This window comes from Sodalis sp. RH19, from assembly GCF_047324215.1.
Classification (GTDB): domain Bacteria; phylum Pseudomonadota; class Gammaproteobacteria; order Enterobacterales; family Enterobacteriaceae; genus Acerihabitans.
The window spans coordinates 3,413,554-3,433,956 of the sequence record NZ_CP178734.1; the positions used below are offsets into that span (position 1 = coordinate 3,413,554).

Annotated in this window: 13 protein-coding genes; 4 read left to right on the forward strand and 9 right to left on the reverse strand. The window is 58.8% G+C overall.

The features are described 5' to 3' along the window. Positions 1–49: 49 nt before the first annotated feature. The 4 genes from pyrG to rlmD form a co-directional block, all read right to left on the reverse strand. On the reverse strand, positions 50–1,687 hold the full coding sequence (gene pyrG, locus ACL2XF_RS15555; RefSeq protein ID WP_410016356.1) for a glutamine hydrolyzing CTP synthase: 1,638 nt from the start codon (positions 1,685–1,687) through the stop codon (positions 50–52). Between the two features lie 221 nt (positions 1,688–1,908). Continuing rightward, positions 1,909–2,727, reverse strand: coding sequence for a nucleoside triphosphate pyrophosphohydrolase (mazG, locus tag ACL2XF_RS15560; RefSeq protein ID WP_413727126.1), 819 nt, complete (start codon positions 2,725–2,727; stop codon positions 1,909–1,911). A gap of 1 nt (position 2,728) precedes the next feature. Next, positions 2,729–4,963, reverse strand: coding sequence for a GTP diphosphokinase (gene relA, locus ACL2XF_RS15565; RefSeq protein ID WP_410016358.1), 2,235 nt, complete (start codon positions 4,961–4,963; stop codon positions 2,729–2,731). 9 nt (positions 4,964–4,972) lie between these two features. Then, the gene (gene rlmD / locus ACL2XF_RS15570; protein ID WP_413727127.1) at positions 4,973–6,307 is read right to left on the reverse strand and encodes a 23S rRNA (uracil(1939)-C(5))-methyltransferase RlmD; all 1,335 of its coding nucleotides are present in this window, start codon (positions 6,305–6,307) and stop codon (positions 4,973–4,975) included. A 59-nt stretch (positions 6,308–6,366) separates the two neighbouring features. Between rlmD and barA the strand changes: the two genes are divergently transcribed. Continuing rightward, complete coding sequence (barA, locus tag ACL2XF_RS15575; RefSeq protein ID WP_413727128.1) at positions 6,367–9,114, forward strand: two-component sensor histidine kinase BarA; 2,748 nt, start codon at positions 6,367–6,369, stop codon at positions 9,112–9,114. A gap of 91 nt (positions 9,115–9,205) precedes the next feature. On the opposite strand, the gene ACL2XF_RS15580 is transcribed toward barA, so the two are convergent. From ACL2XF_RS15580 to ACL2XF_RS15595, 4 genes are all read right to left on the reverse strand, one after another. Continuing rightward, entirely contained in the window at positions 9,206–10,348 is a 1,143-nt protein-coding gene (locus tag ACL2XF_RS15580; RefSeq protein ID WP_410016361.1) for a glycerate kinase, read from the reverse strand. An 83-nt stretch (positions 10,349–10,431) separates the two neighbouring features. Continuing rightward, positions 10,432–11,325 (reverse strand): 2-hydroxy-3-oxopropionate reductase, encoded by an 894-nt coding sequence (gene garR / locus ACL2XF_RS15585; RefSeq protein WP_410016615.1) that lies wholly within the window; start codon positions 11,323–11,325, stop codon positions 10,432–10,434. A gap of 55 nt (positions 11,326–11,380) precedes the next feature. Beyond that, a complete protein-coding gene (gene garL, locus ACL2XF_RS15590; protein WP_410016362.1) occupies positions 11,381–12,151 on the reverse strand; it encodes a 2-dehydro-3-deoxyglucarate aldolase in 771 nt (256 codons plus the stop codon). 60 nt (positions 12,152–12,211) lie between these two features. Further along, positions 12,212–13,543: an MFS transporter gene (locus ACL2XF_RS15595; RefSeq protein ID WP_413727129.1), complete on the reverse strand. Its 1,332-nt coding sequence runs from the start codon at positions 13,541–13,543 to the stop codon at positions 12,212–12,214. A gap of 487 nt (positions 13,544–14,030) precedes the next feature. On the opposite strand from ACL2XF_RS15595, the gene garD reads away from it, so the two are divergent. After that, complete coding sequence (gene garD, locus ACL2XF_RS15600) at positions 14,031–15,605, forward strand: galactarate dehydratase (RefSeq protein ID WP_413727130.1); 1,575 nt, start codon at positions 14,031–14,033, stop codon at positions 15,603–15,605. 156 nt (positions 15,606–15,761) lie between these two features. Here garD and gudD read toward each other — a convergent pair whose 3' ends face one another. After that, positions 15,762–17,087, reverse strand: coding sequence for a glucarate dehydratase (gene gudD / locus ACL2XF_RS15605; protein WP_410016365.1), 1,326 nt, complete (start codon positions 17,085–17,087; stop codon positions 15,762–15,764). A gap of 558 nt (positions 17,088–17,645) precedes the next feature. Between gudD and ACL2XF_RS15610 the strand changes: the two genes are divergently transcribed. Next, positions 17,646–18,983: an MFS transporter gene (locus ACL2XF_RS15610; protein WP_413727131.1), complete on the forward strand. Its 1,338-nt coding sequence runs from the start codon at positions 17,646–17,648 to the stop codon at positions 18,981–18,983. 42 nt (positions 18,984–19,025) lie between these two features. Further along, positions 19,026–20,372, forward strand: coding sequence for an enolase C-terminal domain-like protein (locus ACL2XF_RS15615; protein WP_413727132.1), 1,347 nt, complete (start codon positions 19,026–19,028; stop codon positions 20,370–20,372). Positions 20,373–20,403 lie beyond the last annotated feature (31 nt).

Genomic DNA, 20,403 nt, shown 5'->3' on the forward strand with positions numbered 1-20,403 from the left:
GACGACCCGCCCGCGATACCCTGACCGCGCGCCGCCCGCCTGTTCAAATTTATTTCAGCTGACGCTTCTGGTACTCGCCGGCCGCCTTGACGAAGCCGGTGAACAACGGATGGCCGTCACGGGGCGTCGAGGTAAACTCGGGATGGAACTGGCACGCCACGAACCACGGATGATCCGGGTATTCAATAATCTCCACCAGGCGGTTATCCCCCGACAGCCCCGCAACGCGCAGGCCGGCGGCTTCGATCGGCTTTAACAGCATATTGTTGACTTCATAGCGGTGGCGGTGACGCTCGACGATGGTCTGCTCGCCGTACATGCTGCGCACCAGGCTGCCGTCGGTTAACTGGCAAGCCTGGCTGCCCAGGCGCATGGTGCCGCCCAGATCGCTTTGCTCGGTGCGCGTTTCCACGACGCCGTTTTCGTCGCGCCACTCGGTAATCAACGCGACCACCGGATACTTACAGTCTGGCACAAATTCGGTGGAGTTTGCGTTTTCCATGCCCGCCACGTGCCGGGCAAATTCGATTAACGCCACCTGCAACCCCAGGCAGATGCCCAGGTAGGGAATTTTCTTTTCACGCGCGTACTGCGCGGTCAGGATCTTGCCTTCGACGCCGCGATAACCGAAACCGCCGGGAATCAGGATGGCATCGAGGTTTTTCAGGATCTCCACGCCGCGGGTTTCCACATCCTGCGAATCGATAAGCTTGATATTCACCGTCAGGCGGTTTTTCAGCCCGGCGTGCTTCAGCGCCTCGATAACCGATTTATACGCGTCCGGCAGTTCGACATATTTACCGACCATGCCGATGGTGACTTCGCCGCCCGGATTGGCTTCCTCGTACACCACCTGTTCCCATTCAGACAGGTTAGCCTCGGGACAGTTCAGGCTGAATCGTTTACAAATATAATCGTCCAGGCCTTGGGATTTCAAGAGAGCCGGGATTTTATAAATGGAATCAACATCTTTCAGGGAAATTACCGCTTTTTCCGGCACATTGCAGAATAAAGCGATTTTAGCCCGCTCGTTGTTGGGCACCGAGCGATCGGAGCGGCAAATCAGCACGTCCGGCTGGATGCCGATGGAAAGCAGTTCCTTGACCGAATGCTGGGTCGGCTTGGTTTTCACCTCGCCCGACGCGGCCATATAGGGCACCAGGGTGAGGTGCATGTAGATGGTGTGTTCGCGGCCCACGTCCACCGCCATCTGGCGGATGGCCTCGAGGAACGGCAGGGATTCGATATCGCCCACGGTGCCGCCGATTTCCACCAGCACCACGTCGTGGCCTTCGCCGCCTTCAAGGATGCGTTCCTTGATGTTGTTGGTGATATGCGGAATGACCTGGATGGTGGCGCCGAGATAATCGCCGCGGCGCTCTTTGCGCAGCACGTCGGAGTATATGCGGCCGGTGGTGAAATTATTACGACGCGACATTTTGGTGCGGATAAAGCGCTCGTAGTGACCCAGATCCAGATCGGTTTCCGCTCCGTCCTCGGTGACAAACACTTCGCCGTGCTGGATAGGGCTCATGGTACCCGGATCCACATTGATGTAGGGGTCCAGCTTCATGATGGTAACGTTGAGTCCCCGGGCTTCGAGAATAGCCGCCAGGGAGGCCGCGGCAATGCCTTTACCCAATGAGGAAACGACCCCGCCGGTTACAAAAATATAATTTGTTGTCATGCTGAACCTGAGAATTTAGGTGTAAAGACGGAATAACCAAGACGGGAAAACAGTATACCTGAAGCGCGAATCGGCCACAAACGTTCGTTTTGCAAATCGCGCAGGCGGCATAACGGCCGCATCAGCGGGCCCAGTCGATGACCGCTTGCCATAAATACCTTATTTTATAGTATATTAGCTACGAAAACGGCGTTATCGTTAACATAGCGGCAATGATGAGTTTACCCGGCGATTTCCCGTTTTTTTATTTGCCGCCAGGCGGCTTCCATCTGCTCGAGACTGGCCTGGGGCAGGGTTTGCCCCTGGGCCTGGATAATCTCTTCCACCTGGCGAAACCGGCGCTCGAATTTACGGTTGGCTTTTTGCAAAGCGGTTTCCGCTTTCTTGCCCAAATGGCGGGTCAGGTTGACGGTGGCGAACAGCAGATCGCCCAGTTCTTCCTCAAGCTTATCTTCATCCACCACCGCCTGGCGGGCTTCGTGCATCACCTCATTGATTTCTTCGTAGACCTTGTCCACCACCGGGCCGAGCGTGGTCCAGTCAAAACCCACCGTGGCGCAGCGCTGCTGGATTTTCTGCGCCTTCATCAACGCCGGCAGGGCGTCGGGAATATCGTCGAGCGGCGACAGGCGTTCTTTTTCCGCCCGTTCCCGCGCCTTGAGCTGTTCCCACTGGCCGGGAGGCGCCGCGCCGTCCTCGCCGGGCTGCCGGGCAAAAATATGCGGATGGCGGCGCTCGAGTTTATCGCTGATGGCGTCGCACACGCCGGCAAAATCGAACAGTCCCTGCTCGCGCGCCATTTCAGCGTAAAACACCACCTGGAACAGCAAATCGCCCAATTCGTCGCGCAAATCGTCATAATCGCGCCGGGCAATGGCGTCCAGCACCTCGTAGGTCTCCTCCAGGGTGTAGGGGACGATGGTGTCGAACGTCTGGCGCTTGTCCCACGGACAGCCCGTGCGCGGGTCGCGCAGGCGGGTCATGATGGCCAGCAGCCTGGCCTGGGCGGCGGCCGAGGCATCGATGGCGTTCGCGGTCATATTATTCTCCGTGCAGCCGGCGCGCGTCGATCACGTCCGGCAGTTGATTAAGTTTGGACAATACCCGGCCAAGTACCTGCAGGTTATAGATTTCAATATCCATATCGATGGTCGCCAGCTGCTGTTTGATGTCGCTGCGGCTGGCCACGCCCAGCACGTTGACCTTTTCATTGGCCAGGATAGTGGTGATATCGCGCAGCAGGCCGCTGCGATCGTTGGCCACGACCCGCACCACCAGCGAGTAGCCGCTGGAATAACTCTCGCCCCAGACGGCGTCGACAATGCGTTCGGGGGCGTTGGCCTGTAAATCCGCCAATTGCTCGCAGTCCGCGCGGTGAATGGAGATGCCGCGGCCGCGGGTAATGAAACCGGTAATCTCATCGCCGGGGATCGGCTGGCAGCAGCGGGCGATATGGTGCATCAGGTTGCCGACCCCTTCCACCACCACCCGGCCGTTATCCTTCGAGCGCGGCACCGCGGACGGCTTTTGCGTCAGTTGCTTGAGCGCCGCGCGATCCTGCTCTTCCGGGCTGGGCTTGTTCAGCTTGCCCTGCAGGAAGTTAATCATCTGGTTGATGCGCACGTCGCCGCCGCCGATGGACGCCAGCAGCTCGTCGAGGGTATTGACGTTATAGCGCGGCAGCAGCAGCTTTTCGGCTTCCTTGATGCTCAGGCCCAAATGCTCCAGTTCATCGTCCAGCAGCTGGCGGCCGGCCAGGATATTCTTGTCCCGGTCCTGTTTACGGAACCAGTTATGGATCTTCGAGCGCCCGCGGCTGGTGGTGACATATCCCAGGTTGGGATTCAGCCAGTCGCGGCTGGGGTTCGGCTGCTTCTGGGTGATGATCTCCACCTGGTCGCCCATGCGCAGCTGGTAGGTAAAGGGCACGATGCGCCCGCTTATCTTGGCGCCGATGCAGCGGTGTCCGACATCGCTGTGGATATGGTAGGCGAAATCCAGCGGCGTGGAGCCGGCGGGCAAATCGATCACGTCGCCTTTCGGGGTAAAGACATAGACCCGATCGTCGAACACCTGGCTGCGCACTTCGTCGAGGATTTCCCCCGAATCCGCCATTTCTTCCTGCCAGGCCAGCAGCTTGCGCAGCCAGGCGATGCGTTCTTCGTAACCGGAGCGCACGCCGCCGGTGGCGGTGGCGCCTTCCTTGTACTTCCAGTGCGCCGCCACGCCCAGTTCGGCGTCCTCATGCATCTGGCGGGTACGGATCTGGATTTCCAGCGTTTTGCCGCGCGGCCCCAGCACCACGGTGTGAATGGACTGGTAGCCGTTGGGTTTGGGGTTGGCGACGTAATCGTCGAACTCATCGGGCAAATGGCGAAAATGCGTATGGACGATGCCGAGCGCGGCATAACAATCCTGCAGCCGCTCCACCACCACCCGCACGGCGCGCACGTCAAACAGCTCGTCGAACTCCAGCGATTTTTTCTGCATCTTGCGCCAGATGCTGTAGATATGCTTGGGCCGCCCGTAGATATCCGCTTTCAGCCCTTCCTCTTTCATCGCATCGCGCAGCGAGGCGACAAAATCATCGATATACTGCTCACGATCGATACGCCGCTCATGCAACAGTTGCGCAATGCGCTTGTACTCGTCCGGATGCAGGTACCGGAAGCAGAAATCCTCCAGTTCCCACTTGAGCTGGCCGATCCCCAGCCGGTTTGCCAGCGGCGCGTAGATATTGGAACTTTCTTTCGCCGCCAGTACCCGCTCATCCTCAGGGGCGTCCTTCAGTTCGCGCAAATGGGCGATACGCTCGGCAAGCTTGATGACCACGCAGCGGAAATCTTCGACGATGGCCAGCAGCATGCGCCGGACGTTATCCACCTGTTCCGGGGCCATGGAGTCGTTAGTGGTGGCTTTTAACTGGCGGATGGCGTCCATATCGCGCACGCCGTGCACCAGATCGACGATTTTCTTGCCGAACTGCGTCTCGAGCACCGATTCTTCGACCACCTCGCTGTCGGCAAGGGGGAACAGCAGCGCCGCGCACAGGCTGTCGCTGTCCATGCTGAGCATGGACAGGATCTCCACCATCTCGATGCCGCGCCAGAGGATCAGCGCCGCCTCGGGGTGCTCTTTACATTGCTGCTCGCAATAACGCCAGGTTTCGGCCAGCCGCTCACTTGACTGCGGGTTGGAAAGACCCAGACTGGCAACCCAGTCTTCGGGGACAAACTCGCCCGCTGTATTCAAATGCGCACTTCTTACCGCAACCATATCCACTCCCTACTTTGCACAGACGCCGGCATCTTTTACAAACAACGTCATCGATTCAAGATGTCCGCTATGCGGAAACATATCCAGCATAGCCACGCGCGCCGGGACATACCCCGACGCCATCAACACAGTGCTATCCCGCGCAAGTGTTGTGGGGTTACAAGACACATAGACGATACGCCGGGGCGCCCAGGCGGCAATATGGGACATGACGCCCAGGGCGCCGGCACGTGCCGGGTCGAGCAATATTTTATCAAATCCCCGGTTGGCCCAGGGCCGTGTGGTCACGTCCTCTTCCAGATTGTCATGAAAGAAGGTGACGTTATTCAATAAATTCTGTTGTGCATTATATTGCCCATTCGCCACTAGCGCCGCAACCCCTTCCACGCCGATAACCTCGGCGCAGCGTTTGGCCAGCGGCAGGGTAAAGTTGCCCATGCCGCAGAACAAATCCAGCACCCGCTCATCCGCCCCGGGCGCCAGCCATTCCAGCGCCAGCGCCACCATGCGGCGGTTAACCTCGGCGTTGACCTGAATGAAATCCCTTGGGCTGAACTGTAGACGCAAATCGTCAATGTGGTATATCGGCGGCTCGCCATGCAGGCATTCCAGCGACTCGCTGTCCGCGGCCAGCCACATCATCACCTGATGGCGCGCGGCGAAGTCCAGCAGCCGCCGCCGGTCGCCGTCGTCAAGCACATCAAGATGGCGCAGCACCACCAGCGGCCCGTTGTCCGCCATCACCAGTTCCACATGCCCCAGGCGCTTGGCCGCCTTTAGCTGCGCCAGCGCCGCTTTCAACGGCGCCAGCAGTTGCTCCAGGCCCGGGATCAGGATGGGGCAATGGGTAATGTCCACCACATCGCTGGACTTCGCCTGGCGATAGCCCATGGCCAGGGAGCGGGACTTTTGGCGGTATTCCAGCCCCAGGCGCGCGCGCCGCCGGTAGCCGTAGGCGTCCGCGCCCACGCGAATGATAGCGCCCGGAATCGCGCCGATTTCCCGCGTCAGCAGCGTGCGCAGCGTGGCGGCCTTGCTTTGCTGTTGCAACGCCTGGCTGATGTGCTGCTGCTGGCATCCGCCGCAAACGCCGAAATGCGGGCAGCGCGGCGCGACCCGCTCCGGGCTGTCGTTTAACCTTTTGGTCACCCGGCCCCGGCTAAACTGGCGTTTGTCCTCGGTGATGCGCACCTCGGCCTGCTCACCCGGCAACAGACCGGGGATAAAAATCGTTTTCCCCTGGTGGCGCGCCACACCCTGGCCGAAACCATCCAGATCGTGACAGGTCACGGTCAGGGTTTGCTGTGTCGCCACGCGACGGTTTGCAGAGTAGAATTGCGCCATAATTGCTTGTTACAGGTTTCCTGAATAGCCGGGTTATCATTCTCCCATATTGGAACGCTATGACCAAATACAGCTTGCGCGCGCGGATGATGATACTGATTCTGGCGCCGACGTTATTGATCGGTTTGCTGCTAAGCGCATTTTTTGTCGTTCATCGTTATAACGAATTGCAGAATCAGCTTGTGGCTGCCGGCACGAGCATTATCGAACCGCTGGCGGTATCAACCGTCTACGGCATGACCCTTCATGACCGCGACTCGGTGCGCCATCTCGTCAACCTGCTGCATCGCCATCACTCCGATATTGTACGCTCGATAAGCGTGTTCGATGCCAATAATAAACTTTTCGCCACCTCCAACTACCACCAGAATATCAACCAACAGCAGTTGCCGCCGGGCAGTCCGCCGCCCGGCGAACTGACCCTGGCGCGCCTGGGCGGTACGCTTATCATGCGCGCGCCCATCTGGTCGGAGGATGATTTGCCCGACCCGGCAAACCAGGCCGACGCCCGCATCGCGCCGCTGGGCTATATTACCATTGAGCTGGACCTGGATTCGGTACGGTTGCAGCAATATAAAGAAGCCTTTGTCTCGACGCTGCTGCTGCTGCTGTGTCTGTGTATCGCCATGCTGTTCGCCTATCGCCTGATGCGCGATGTTACCGGCCCCATCCGCAATATGGTCAGCACGGTCGATCGCATCCGGCGCGGCCAGCTCGACAGCCGGGTGGAGGGGTATATGCTCGGTGAGCTGGATATGCTGAAAAACGGCATCAACTCAATGGCCATGTCGCTGACGGCATATCATGAGGAAATGCAGCAGAATATCGATCAGGCCACCTCGGACCTGCGCGAAACCCTGGAGCAGATGGAGATCCAGAACGTCGAGCTGGATCTGGCTAAAAAACGCGCCCAGGAGGCGGTGCGCATCAAATCGGAATTCCTGGCCAATATGTCCCACGAACTGCGCACCCCGCTTAACGGCGTCATCGGTTTTACCCGGCAGACGTTAAAAACGCCGCTGTCGCCGACGCAGCGGGATTACCTGCAGACCATAGAACGTTCGGGCAATAACCTGCTTAGCATTATTAACGATGTGCTGGATTTTTCCAAACTGGAAGCCGGCAAGCTGCTGCTGGAGGCCATTCCGTTCGCGCTGCGCGCCACCCTGGATGAGGTGATTGTCCTGCTGGCGCAGACCGCCCACGAGAAGGGACTGGAGATTACCCTGAACGTGCAGCAGGATGTGCCGGACGGCGTGGTGGGCGATCCCCTGCGTCTGCAGCAGGTCATTACCAACCTGTTGGGTAACGCCATCAAGTTTACCGAACAGGGCAATATCGATATCCGCATCGAAAAACACGGCACCGGGAACCATCAAATGGAGCTGGAGGTGCAGATCCACGATACCGGGATCGGCATCGCCGAACGTCAGCAGTCGCAGCTGTTCCAGGCGTTTCGCCAGGCGGACGCCAGCATTACCCGCCGCCACGGCGGCACCGGCCTGGGGCTGGTGATTACCCAGAAACTGATCAAGGAAATGGGCGGCGATATCAATTTCCACAGCCAGGTCGACCGCGGCTCGTCCTTTTGGTTTCATATCCCCCTGCAGTTGAGCGGGGCCGACGGCGCGCCGGATTATGCCCATCTGCGCGATAAAAGCCTGGCGTTTGTCGAAGCCAACCCCGCCGCCGCCCAGGCGACGCTGGATATGCTGCGCGCCACGCCGCTGACGGTCAGTTTCAGTCCGACGCTTACGCAACTGCCGGCGGGGCACTATGATATTTTGCTTATCGGCAAACCGGTGACGCAGCGCCTCTCGTTAATCGATATCAAGCGCGAGCTGGCTGAAGCCGCCGGGATTGCCGGCTGCGTGATCCTGGCCTTGCCCAGCCCCGCCATGGTGGAGGCTGAGCAGATCAAACGCATGGGCGCCTGTGCCTGCCTGGCGAAGCCGGTCTCCGCCAACCGGTTTTTACCCTTGCTGCGCGCGCGGCCGCGGCCCGTGGTAAGCCAAGTCACGCCGCCCCGCGCCGCGCGCCTGCCGCTGACCGTCATGGCGGTGGATGACAATCCGGCCAACCTGAAGCTTATCGGCGCGCTGCTGCAAGAGCAGGTGGAACACACCATTTTATGCCAAAACGCCCGCGAAGCGCTGGCCTACGCCGACGGGCATCCGCTGGATCTGATCCTGATGGATATCCAGATGCCGGAAATTGACGGCCTGCGCGCGGCCGAGCTGATGCGGCAGTTGCCGCGCCACGCGCAAACGCCCATCGTGGCGGTTACCGCCCATACGCTGGGCAATGAGCGGGAAAAACTGCTTGAGGCCGGCATGGATGATTACCTGGCCAAACCCATCGACGAAAACAGATTGCAGCGGCTGCTGGCGCGTTATGGCGCCGAAGAGGTACGCCGCTCGCCGCACGCGCAGACGGCGGACGCGACCGCGGAGCAGGACAATCAGGACGCCACCCTGGATTGGCAGTTGGCGCTGCGCCAGGCCGCCGACAAACCGGATTTGGCCCAAGACCTGCTGGGGATGCTGGTCAGCTTTTTAATCGAGGTAAAACAACGGGTGACCGCCGTGGTAAACGGCGTCGAGGACCCGCATATCGGTGAGCTGGTGCACAAACTGCACGGCAGTTGCAGCTACAGCGGCGTGCCCAGGCTCAGGCGGCTCTGCGCCGATATCGAACGCCAACTGCGCGCGGGCGCGCCGCTGGCGGCGCTGGAGCCGGAGTGGCTGGAAATGCTGGATGAAATTGAAAATGTCACCCTGGCGTCCGCGCCTTTTCTTACGGCTTAGGCACCGCCGGCCAGGCCGCGCAAAAAAAAAAGAGTGGCCGCCGTGAAGCTGCGCCACCCTTTACCCCGGCGTTTAGCCGGCGTCTTGTAAATCAGGCCATCTCGCGGGCCAGCTTGATGGTAGCCGCGATATTGCGCGCGGTCATGCGCACATTGGCGGCGGCGTTTTCCAGCGCGTCCTCCAGCGTGCAGATTTCATATAACACGCTGAACACCGCGTCCAGGCCGTGCTGATGCACCACCCCCACGTCGGCGGTCAGGCTGCCGGCGATGCCGATCACCGGCTTGTTATAGCGTTTGGCGACCAGCGCCACCCCAATCGGCACTTTACCGTGGATGGTCTGGCTGTCGATGCGCCCTTCCCCGGTGATCACCAGGGTAGCGTCCCTGACCAGGGCATCCAGTCCCAGCGCCTCGGTAACGATTTCGATACCTTTGCGCAGCTCCGCGCCGCAAAACGCCTGTAAACCGGCGCCCATGCCGCCGGCCGCGCCCGCGCCGGGGATATGTTCGACATCTTTATCCAAATCGCGTTTGATAATGGCGGCATAATGCCCAAGCGAGGCGTCAAGTTGCCGGATCATGGCAGGCGTCGCGCCTTTCTGCGGGCCGAATATCGCCGTGGCGCCCTCATCGCCGGTCAGGGGATTGGTGACGTCGCAGGCTACCTCGAAACGGCATTCCCTGATGCGCGGATCCAGATGGGTAATATCGATACGCGCCAGCTTATCCAGCTCGCCGCCGCCGTAACCGATCTGTTGACCCTGCGCGTCGAGCAGCCCGCCGCCCAGCGCCTGCACCATGCCGGCGCCGCCGTCGTTGGTGGCGCTGCCGCCGATGCCGATAATGCAATGTTTAACGCCGTGATCCAGTGCGCAGCGGATCAGCTCGCCGGTGCCGAAAGAGGTGGTTAACAGCGGATTGCGGTCGCAGGCGCGCACCAATTCCAGCCCGCTGGCGGCGGCCATTTCGATAAACGCGGTTTGTTTATCGCCGGACAGGCCGAAAAAGCCGTCCACCTGGTCGCCAAGGGGGCCGGTGACCCTGACCTTGACGATTTCTCCCCCGGTGGCCGCCACCATGGCCTCCACGGTGCCCTCACCGCCATCCGCCACCGGCAATTTGACGTAATGGGCATCGGGAAACACGTCACGAAATCCCTGTTCGATCTGCGTTGCGACCTCCAAGGCAGACAAACTTTCTTTGTAAGAATCCGGTGCGATTACTATCTTCATAGACTACCTGCGCCTGTTGAGCTGAAGCCGGCAAAATAGCTATTTTGCCGCCTCGCAGGGCGCCGGTCCGGCGCCCGACCAATTTATTGCCGCTTAACTTCAATCTTGGCCAATTTTTCATAATAACAAGCCAGGGCGCTGTGATCCGCATTGCCCAAATCGTCTTGCTTCAGGGCCTGCATCATTTCCATTACCACCGCGGTTAACGGCAGTTGCGCGCCGACGCCATGCGACGTATCCAGGGCATTGGCCAGATCCTTGATATGCAAGTCAATGCGGAAACCCGGCTTGAAGTTGCGATCCAATACCATCGGCGCCTTGGCTTCCAGCACCGTGCTGCCCGCCAGTCCGCCGCGAATGGCCTGGAATACTTTTTCCGGGTCGACGCCGGCCTTGGTTGCCAGCACCAGCGCTTCCGACATGGCGGCGATATTCAGCGCCACGATCACCTGGTTGGCCAGTTTGGTGACGTTACCGGCGCCGATATCACCGGTATGCACCACGGAAGCCGCCATGGCCTTCAGCAGTTCAAAGCTCTTGTCGAATAAAGCCTTATCACCGCCGACCATCACGGACAGGGTGCCTTCGATGGCTTTGGGCTCGCCGCCGCTGACCGGGGCATCAAGCATGTCGATGCCTTTTTCCGCCAGGGCGGCGGCGATTTCGCGGCTGGCCAACGGCGCGATGGAGCTCATATCAATGACCAGGGTACCGGCTTTGGCGCCTTCTACCACGCCGTTTTCACCCAGCACCACTTCTTTAACATGCGGAGAGTTCGGCAGCATGGTGATAATGATATCGGTTTGTTCGGCCACGGCCTTCGCCGTGTCGGCTGAGGTGGCTCCGGCCGCAACCACTTCCGCTACCGCTTCGGTATTGCGATCCAGTACCACTAATGAGTAACCCGCTTTCAGCAGGTTTTTGCTCATTGGTTTTCCCATGATGCCCAAGCCAATAAATCCAATTTTCATTACTATTACCTCTTAACGCTTGCTATAAAAAGTGTAGGGCGCGTCAGACGCGCCATGTCAGTTATTTTTTAAATTTGTCGGCCAGCGCCTGGGTGCCGCCGCGGAATACGCCGAGATCGCTGCCGACGGCAACGAAGGTGGCGCCCCACTCCAGATAACGGCGGGCGTCGGCTTCCACCGGCGCCAGGATGCCGCTCGGCTTGCCATGGGCCTTGGCGCGGGCAAAAATATGGCGGATGACGCTTTGCACCGCTTCATGGCCCGGCTGTCCCAGGTAACCCAGCGCCGCGGACAAATCGCCCGGGCCGACAAAGATACCGTCGACGCCATCCACAGCGGCGATGGCGTCGATATTGTCCACGCCTTCCTGGCTTTCGATCTGCACCAGCACGGTGATATTGTCATTGATGGTGGCGTTATAGTCCGGCACGGTGCCAAACATATTGGAACGATGGGAAACCGACACGCCGCGGATGCCGGCGGGTGGATACCGGGTGGAGGATACCGCGCGCAGGGCCTGCTCTTCGGTTTCGACAAACGGGATCAGGAAATTATAAAAACCAATATCCAGCAGGCGTTTGATAATCACCGGCTCATTGGTTGGCGGACGCACCACCGGCGCGCTGTGGCTGCCCTTAAGCGCCATCAGCTGCGGAACAAACGTGCCGACGTCATTAGGTGCGTGCTCACCGTCCAGTACCAGCCAGTCGAATCCCGCCAGGCCCAATACTTCCGTGGTAATGGGATTTGCCAGCGCGCACCAGCACCCAATCTGGGTTTCCCCCTGAAGTAACCCCTGGCGAAAACGGTTAGGCAGTAGTGGAGTGTTCATAATTTACCTCTATGCAATGAAACAGAAAGTAGCGGGCCCCAAAACGCCGGGCCCGCGATATCAGGATTTAACCAGCACCAGTCGCTTGATTTCGCCGACCACCACCAGGTAGCACAGCATGGCCGCCAGGGCGGAACAGCCGACAAAGATCAGCGCGGCGTTGAATGAATGCAATTCCTTGACCATATAACCGATAGCCAGCGGCGTAACGATGGAAGCCACGTTGCCGAACACATTGAATATGCCGCCGCACAGGCCGATCACTTCTTTCGGCGCGGTATCGGAAATCACCGGCCAGCCCAGGGCGCCGAAGCCTTTGCCGAAGAACGCCAGCGCCATCAGCGCCACCACGATGACCGTATTGTTGGTGTAGTTGCACAAGATAATGCTGGTGGCCAGCAGCATGCCCACGACGATCGGTATCTTACGCGACACGGTCAGCGAGTGGCCGCGCTTGATCAGAATATCGGAAACCACGCCGCCCAGGACGCCGCCGGCAAAACCGAACAGCGCCGGGATCGAGGCAATCAGGCCCACTTTCAGGATGGACATGCCCTTATCCTGCACCAGGTAAATCGGAAACCAGGTCAGGAAGAACCAGGTAATACTGTTGATGAAATACTGGCCGAAAAATACGCCGAGCATCATGCGGTTGGTCAGCATCTGTTTGACATAATCCCAGCGCGGGCCGTCTTTTTTGCCGTCTTTTGGCGTGTCCATATCGACCATGGCGCCGCCGGCGGCGATGTAATCCAGCTCCTGCTGCGAAACGCGGGGGTGTTTATTCGGGTTTTGAATATATTTGATCCACACCATCGTCATGATGAAACCCAGCACGCCCATGACGGTGAAGACATGTTCCCATCCCCAGGAATAGGTCAGCCAGCCCAGGATGGGAGAAAATATCGCCAGGGCGAAATACTGCGCCGAGTTAAAAATCGCCGACGCGGTGCCGCGTTCAATGGTGGGGAACCAGGCGGCGACGATGCGCGCATTGGCCGGGAAAGACGGCGCCTCGGAGAAACCCAGCATAAAGCGCAGGATAAACAGCGTCATCGCCGCGTAAGCCACCGGGAAAAAGCCGACGAATCCCTGCAGCAGCGTAAACAGCGACCAGAAAAACAGGCTGTAGGTATAAACGCGTTTGGACCCGAAACGGTCCAGCAGCCAGCCGCCGGGAATTTGCATAATAAGGTAAGCCCAGCCAAACGCGGCGAATATCTGCCCCATTTGCCCGGCGTCCAGCCCCAGCGTCTTGGCGACATCGGAACCGGCAATGGACAGGGTTGCCCGATCGGCGTAGTTAACCGCGGTGACCAGGAAGATAATTAATAAAATCACATAACGGACATGTGTTTTTGTTCTACTTGAAACCAGAGGTGTCGTGCTCATTGAATACGCTCTAATCAGGCGATAAACTTCGGGAACACAAAAAATCATTACCACACTATTTTTTGCGTTGCGCTTTTTTATCGTGAGTTAATATTTTCTCGTAAGAGTCTTTTTATTTCACCGGTAGGCCGGTTGGTGTCTTATTTAACTGACCTGCATAGTATAAAAACCATCGTGAAAAATGGCACTATGCATAAGCACAACAATTAAGCCTAAAATAACCGATTTTTTGGACATGAGCACGTGAAAGCACGACGGTCGTCACGTTATTTTTTGGCGTGGATTCTGCCGCGAATGAAGGGTGACCTTTATCACATTATACTGAACATATGACAAATAAATCCCGGGTATAGCCGCTATAAAATCGTGCATTTGCACAATGAGAAGTGCCCCTATTCCGCATATAATATCCTCATCACCCGTATTGTTATCCTGGCTGAACGCTGGTTCGGGTTATAACAACAGATTAGTATTTGCGGAGACGTTTATGTCATCAACAATAATGACCAATGCGGAAAAGGCATTGTATATCAAAGTTCACGTCGACGATAACGTCGCGATTATCGTGAACAATAATGGTTTGCCGGCCGGCACTCAATTCGCGGACGGCTTGAAATTAATCGAGCATGTTCCGCAAGGGCATAAAGTCGCCCTGCGCGATATCGCTATCGGCGGCGATATCGTCCGTTATGGCGAAGTGATTGGCTATGCCTTGCGTGAAATCAAACAGGGCAGCTGGATTGATGAATCGCTGGTCGAGATGCCCAAGGCCCCGGCGCTGGAAACCCTGCCGCTGGCCACCAAGGTCCCGCCGACGTTGCCGCCGCTGGAGGGCTATACCTTCGAAGGATACCGGAATGCCGACGGCAGCGTCGGCACTAAAAACCTGCTGGGCATTACCACCAGCGTACAATGCGTGGCCGGCGTGGTTGAATACGTGGTGAAACTGATTGAACGCGATCTATTGCCAAAATACCCCAACGTCGACGGCGTGGTCGGGCTAAGCCATCTGTACGGCTGCGGCGTGGCCATTAATGCGCCCGCCGCGGTGGTGCCGATTCGCACCATCCATAATATCTCCCTCAACCCGAATTTCGGCGGCGAAATCATGGTGATTGGCCTGGGCTGCGAAAAATTGCCGCCCGAACGCCTGCTGGCCGGCACCGAGGATCAAATTCCCATCGCGGTGGAACGCCCGGGGGTGAGCATCACCCGTCTCCAGGACGAAAAACACGTGGGCTTCAAGTCCATGGTGGATGATATTCTGCAGGTAGCGGAAGATCATCTGCGGCGTCTGAACACCCGCCAGCGCCAAACCTGCCCGGTATCCGATCTGGTGGTGGGCACGCAGTGCGGCGGCAGCGATGCGTTCTCCGGCGTAACCGCCAATCCAGCGGTGGGCTTTGCCTCCGATCTGCTGGTGCGCTGCGGCGCGACGGTGATGTTTTCGGAAGTGACCGAAGTGCGCGACGCCATCCACCTGCTGACGCCGCGGGCGGCTGACGAACAGGTGGGACGCCGGTTGCTGGAGGAAATGGCCTGGTATGATAATTACCTTGACGATGGTAAAAGCGATCGCAGCGCCAATACCACCCCGGGCAATAAAAAAGGCGGTTTGGCCAATATTGTTGAGAAATCGCTCGGTTCCATCGCCAAATCAGGCACCAGCGCCATTGTGGAGGTGCTCTCCCCCGGCCAGCGTCCGACGAAAAAGGGGCTGATTTTCGCCGCCACCCCCGCCAGTGATTTTATTTGCGGTACCCAGCAGCTTGCCTCCGGCATCACCATACAGGTATTTACCACCGGGCGCGGCACACCCTATGGTTTGGTGGCCGTGCCGGTGATCAAGATGGCGACGCGCGACGCGCTGGCCGACCGCTGGTTTGATTTGATGGATATCAGCGCCGGTTCCATCGCCACCGGCAGGGCAACCATTGAAGACGTGGGCTGGCAATTGTTTGAACTGATCCTGGATATCGCCAGCGGCCGCAAAAAAACCTGGTCCGATCAATGGGGCATTCATAACGCCCTGTCGGTATTCAACCCGGCGCCGGTGACCTGATTACCCTTACCACCACTGAACCACCCTTTGCTATGTGTGAATGAACTTTGATAGGTTGGCCGGGAATCGCTCCCGGCCTTTTTTTTTACCCCAGGATTAGCCTGCGGCTGTCGCCACGGCGCCCACGCCCAAGGCGGACCGGGGCGCCGCCCAGCGCTAGCGCACCAGCGCCGGACGTTTATTATCGAAGCGCCAATTGGGGATCAGGTATTGCATGGCGATGCCGTCGTCACGCGCGCCAAGGCCATGTTGCTGATAGAGCGCATTGCCCTTCATCAGTTGATCCCTATCCAGTTCAATACCGAGCCCCGGTTTTTCCGGCACCTTGACTTTACCGCCGACGATTTGCAGCGGCTCCCTGGTCAGGCGCTGGTCCCCTTCCTGCCAGATCCAGTGGGTATCGATGGCGGTGATGTTTCCCGGCGCGGCGGCGGCCACGTGGGTGAACATCGCCAGCGAAATATCGAAATGATTGTTGGAATGAGAGCCCCAGGTCAGGCCCCATTCGTGGCACAGCTGCGCCACCCGTACCGACCCCTGCATTGTCCAGAAGTGCGGATCGGCTAAGGGAATGTCCACCGATTGCAGCGCCAGGGTATGCCCCATTTGCCGCCAGTCGGTGGCGATCATATTGGTGGCGGTGGGCAGGCCGGTGGCGCGCTTGAACTCCGCCATCACCTCGCGGCCGGAAAAGCCCTGCTCGGCGCCGCAGGGATCCTCGGCATAGGCCAGCACCCCGCGCAGTTGTTTGCCCAGGGCGATGGCCTCGGCGAGCGACCAGGCGCCGTTGGGGTCCAGGGTGATGCGCGCCTGGGGAAAACGCGCCGCAAGGGCGGTAACCGCCGCGGCTTCCTCCTGCCCGGCCAGCACCCCGCCCTTGAGCTTGAAATCATTAAAACCGTATTTTTCATAGGCGGATTCGGCCAGGCGCACCACCGCCGCCGGCGTCAGCGCCTGTTCATGCCGCAGCCGATACCAATCGCAGGTCTCATCCGCCTGGCTGCGGTAAGGTAAATCGGTACGCAGGCGATCGCCGATATAAAACAGGTAGCCGAGCATTTCCACCTCGTCGCGCTGTTGCCCCTCGCCCAGCAGCGCCGCCACCGGCACTTCCAGGAACTGGCCCAGCAGGTCAAGCATCGCCGCCTCGATGCCGGTGACGACATGAATGGTAATGCGCAAATCGAACGTCTGCAGGCCCCGGCCGGCGACATCCCGATCGGCGTATTGCCGGCGCACGGCGCTCATGACATTTTTATATTCGCCCAGGGGCTGGCCGACCACCAGCGCGGCGGCGTCCTCCAGGGTCTGGCGTATTTTTTCTCCGCCTGGGATTTCCCCCACGCCGGTATGCCCGGCGTTGTCGGTAAGAATAACGATATTGCGGGTGAAAAACGGGCCATGGGCGCCGCTGAGGTTAAGCAACATGCTGTCATGGCCGGCAACCGGGATGACTTGCATCGTGGTGATAACAGGAGTCATATTTTTTCCTTGGCAAAGGGCACAATACGGAGACGGAGAACCGTCGCAAACGGAAACGCTGGCATGACTATAACGTCATGGCAAGCCCCTGACATTATGCAGATGCATAAGCCTTGACGAAGAATCTGGACTGAAATTGCCGTTTTAATGACCTGCCGTGAGCCATCTCCCGAATCGGGATTATTTTATGTGACCCCGATCCTGAAACGGCAAAAATAATAACTTCTTGAAATGAAACACCATTTTAAAAAAGGACCGACAGTCGATTGCACTGATATGTTATACCGATCACAAGTTTCCCTGGATCTTCGACCCAGGTCACACCGCCCTGTTCGTTCGCCTTAAAACCCCTTGTTTTGCCACTTTTCATTCAGTCATCAGCACAATGTACGGCCAACCCCTTCCCCTTATACTCAGCTCTTGCTTACCCGTGCCGGAAGTCATCGGCCACAAAAATGTCAGCGCTACCATAAGACGATAATAGCTATAAAGCAACGCGGGACGCCCTACCTACGTACCCGATATCCCGATCACATTCCCCTACCGGGAAGAGGAATCATGGCCGAAAACTCAATTTCCGTCGCCACCCACAAAACCCGCTCCAGGTTTTGGATCCTGGCAATCCTGTTTATCATCAGTACGGTTAATTACGCCGACCGTTCCACCCTGTCCATTGCCGGTCCACACGTCGCCGCCGACCTGGGGCTCGACCCGCTGCAAATGGGCTATATCTTCTCGGCGTTCGGCTGGGCTTATACCCTGGCGCAGCTGCCGGGCGGCTGGCTGCTGGATCGGTTTGGTTCAAAAATCATCTATGGCGCCGCCATTCTGATCTGGTCGATATTTACCTTTATGCAGGGGTTTGTGCACTTCTTCGCCTCCGCGGCGATGATGCTGTTTATCCTGCGCTTTATGGTCGGGTTCGCCGAGGCGCCGGTGATGCCGGCCAACAGCCGCATCGTCTCCGCCTGGTTCCCGGTCAGGGAACGCGGCACCGCCTCGGCGATATTTAATATTTCCCAGTATGCCGCGCTGGTGATCTTCAATCCTCTGTTGGGATGGATTACCCAGGAAGTAAGCTGGGAATACGTATTTATCGTCATGGGCGTGGTGGGCGTGGTGCTATCCCTGGTCTGGTTCAAGACCGTGTACAGCCCGCTCGACCACCCGAAGGTCAGCAAGCAGGAGCTGGAGTATATCCGCGCCGGCGGCGGCCTGGTGGATATGGATAACGCGGCGGCCCACCAGAAAACCGAGGCCGGACCGCAGATGGGGTATATCAAGCAGTTGCTTTCCAGCCGGATGCTGCTGGGTATTTACCTGGCCAACTATTGCGTTAACGCCATCACCTGGTTCTTCTTGTCCTGGTTCCCCATCTATCTGGTGAAGGGACGCGGCATGTCCATCCTGCAGGCCGGTTTTGTCGCCGCGCTGCCGGCGATCTGCGGCTGTATCGGCGGCGTGCTCGGCGGTATTTTCTCCGATTATCTGCTTAACAAAGGATTTTCGCTGTCGGTGGCGCGCAAGACGCCGATCATTATCGGCATGCTGATGTGCACCAGTATGGTGATTTGCAACTACACCACTTCCGACGTGGTGGTGGTGGCGGCCATGTCGCTGGCGTTCTTCGGCAAAGGCATCGGCGCGCTGGGCTGGACGGTCAACGCGGACACCGCGCCGAAAGAAATCGTCGGCCTGAGCGGCGGCGTACTGAACCTGGTGACGCAAATCGGCGCCATCACCACGCCGATTGTCATCGGTTATATCCTGAATAAAACCGGATCCTTTGACGGCGCCCTGATTTATGTCGCCGCCAACGGCCTGGTGGTGATTTTGAGTTATCTGTTTATCGTGGGCAAGATTCAACGCCTGGTGCTTAAGCCGCTGACGGCGTAAGGTTTTTTTTGACATAGCAGTTTGCAACCGCAGGAGTAGGGAATGGATCACAGCGATTTTAACGGTGCGCCGACGGTGACCGCCATGCAGGTTATCCCGGTCGCGGGCCATGACAGCATGCTGATGAATATCGGCGGCGCCCACGGCGCCTATTTTACCCGCAATATTGTCATCCTTACCGACAATGCCGGGCATACCGGCGTCGGCGAGGCCCCGGGCGGCGAGGTGATTTTAAACACGCTGCTGGCCGCCCGGCAACGGGTGGTGGGCCAGCCGCTGGCGACGCTTAACCGCATCGTGCACGACGTGCACCAGGGGCATGTCAGCAACGATTTTGATTCTTTCGCCCAGGGCGCCTGGACCTTTGAACTGCGGGTAAACGCGGTGGCCTCTCTCGAGGCCGCGCTGCTGGATCTGATGGGCCAACATCTCGGCGTGCCGGTGGCGGAGCTGCTCGGTCCTGGTAAGCAGCGCGACAGCGTGCCTGTGCTGGGCTATTTGTTTTATGTCGGCGACAGGAGCCTGACCGACCTGCCCTATCAGGCCGGGCCCAGCCGGCCGTCCCATGACTGGTACCGGCTGCGCCGCGAGACGGCCATGACCACCGACGCCCTGGTGCGCCAGGCGGAAGCCGCGCAGGATCGTTATGGCTTCAAGGATTTCAAACTCAAGGGCGGCGTGCTGGCCGGCGCCAGCGAAATAGAGACCGTGACGGCGCTGGCCAGGCGGTTTCCGGACGCGCGTATTACCATCGACCCCAACGGCGCCTGGTCGCTTAGGGAAGCCATCGATTTGTGCCAGGATATGCGCGGCGTGCTGGCCTATGCCGAGGACCCCTGCGGCGCCGAGCAGGGCTTTTCCGGGCGCGAGGTGATGGCGGAATTCAAACGGGCCACCGGGCTGCCGGTGGCGACCAATATGATTGCCACCAACTGGCGCGAGCTAAACCACGCGGTACAGCTTAACGCCATTGATATTCCGCTGGCCGACCCGCATTTCTGGACCCTGCAGGGCGCGATACGCGTGGCGCAGCTGTGCGATGAATGGGGCCTGACCTGGGGCTGTCATTCCAATAACCATTTTGATATTTCGCTGGCGATGTTTATCCATGTCGGCGCGGCCGCGCCCGGTAAGCCCACCGCGCTGGATACCCACTGGATTTGGCAGGAAGGCGAGCATCTGACCAAAGAACCGCTGCAAATCGTCGACGGCGCGATCACACTCAACGGTAAACCGGGGCTCGGCGTGGAAATCGATATGGCGCAAATCGAACGGCAGCATGAGCTTTACAAGCGCATGCCGTCCGGCGCGCGCAATGACGCGCAGGCGATGCAGTATCTGATTCCCGGCTGGACCTTTGACCGGAAACGGCCGGCGATGCTGCGTTAACCCATCCAGGGTACGGCCCGCCGTACCCTGA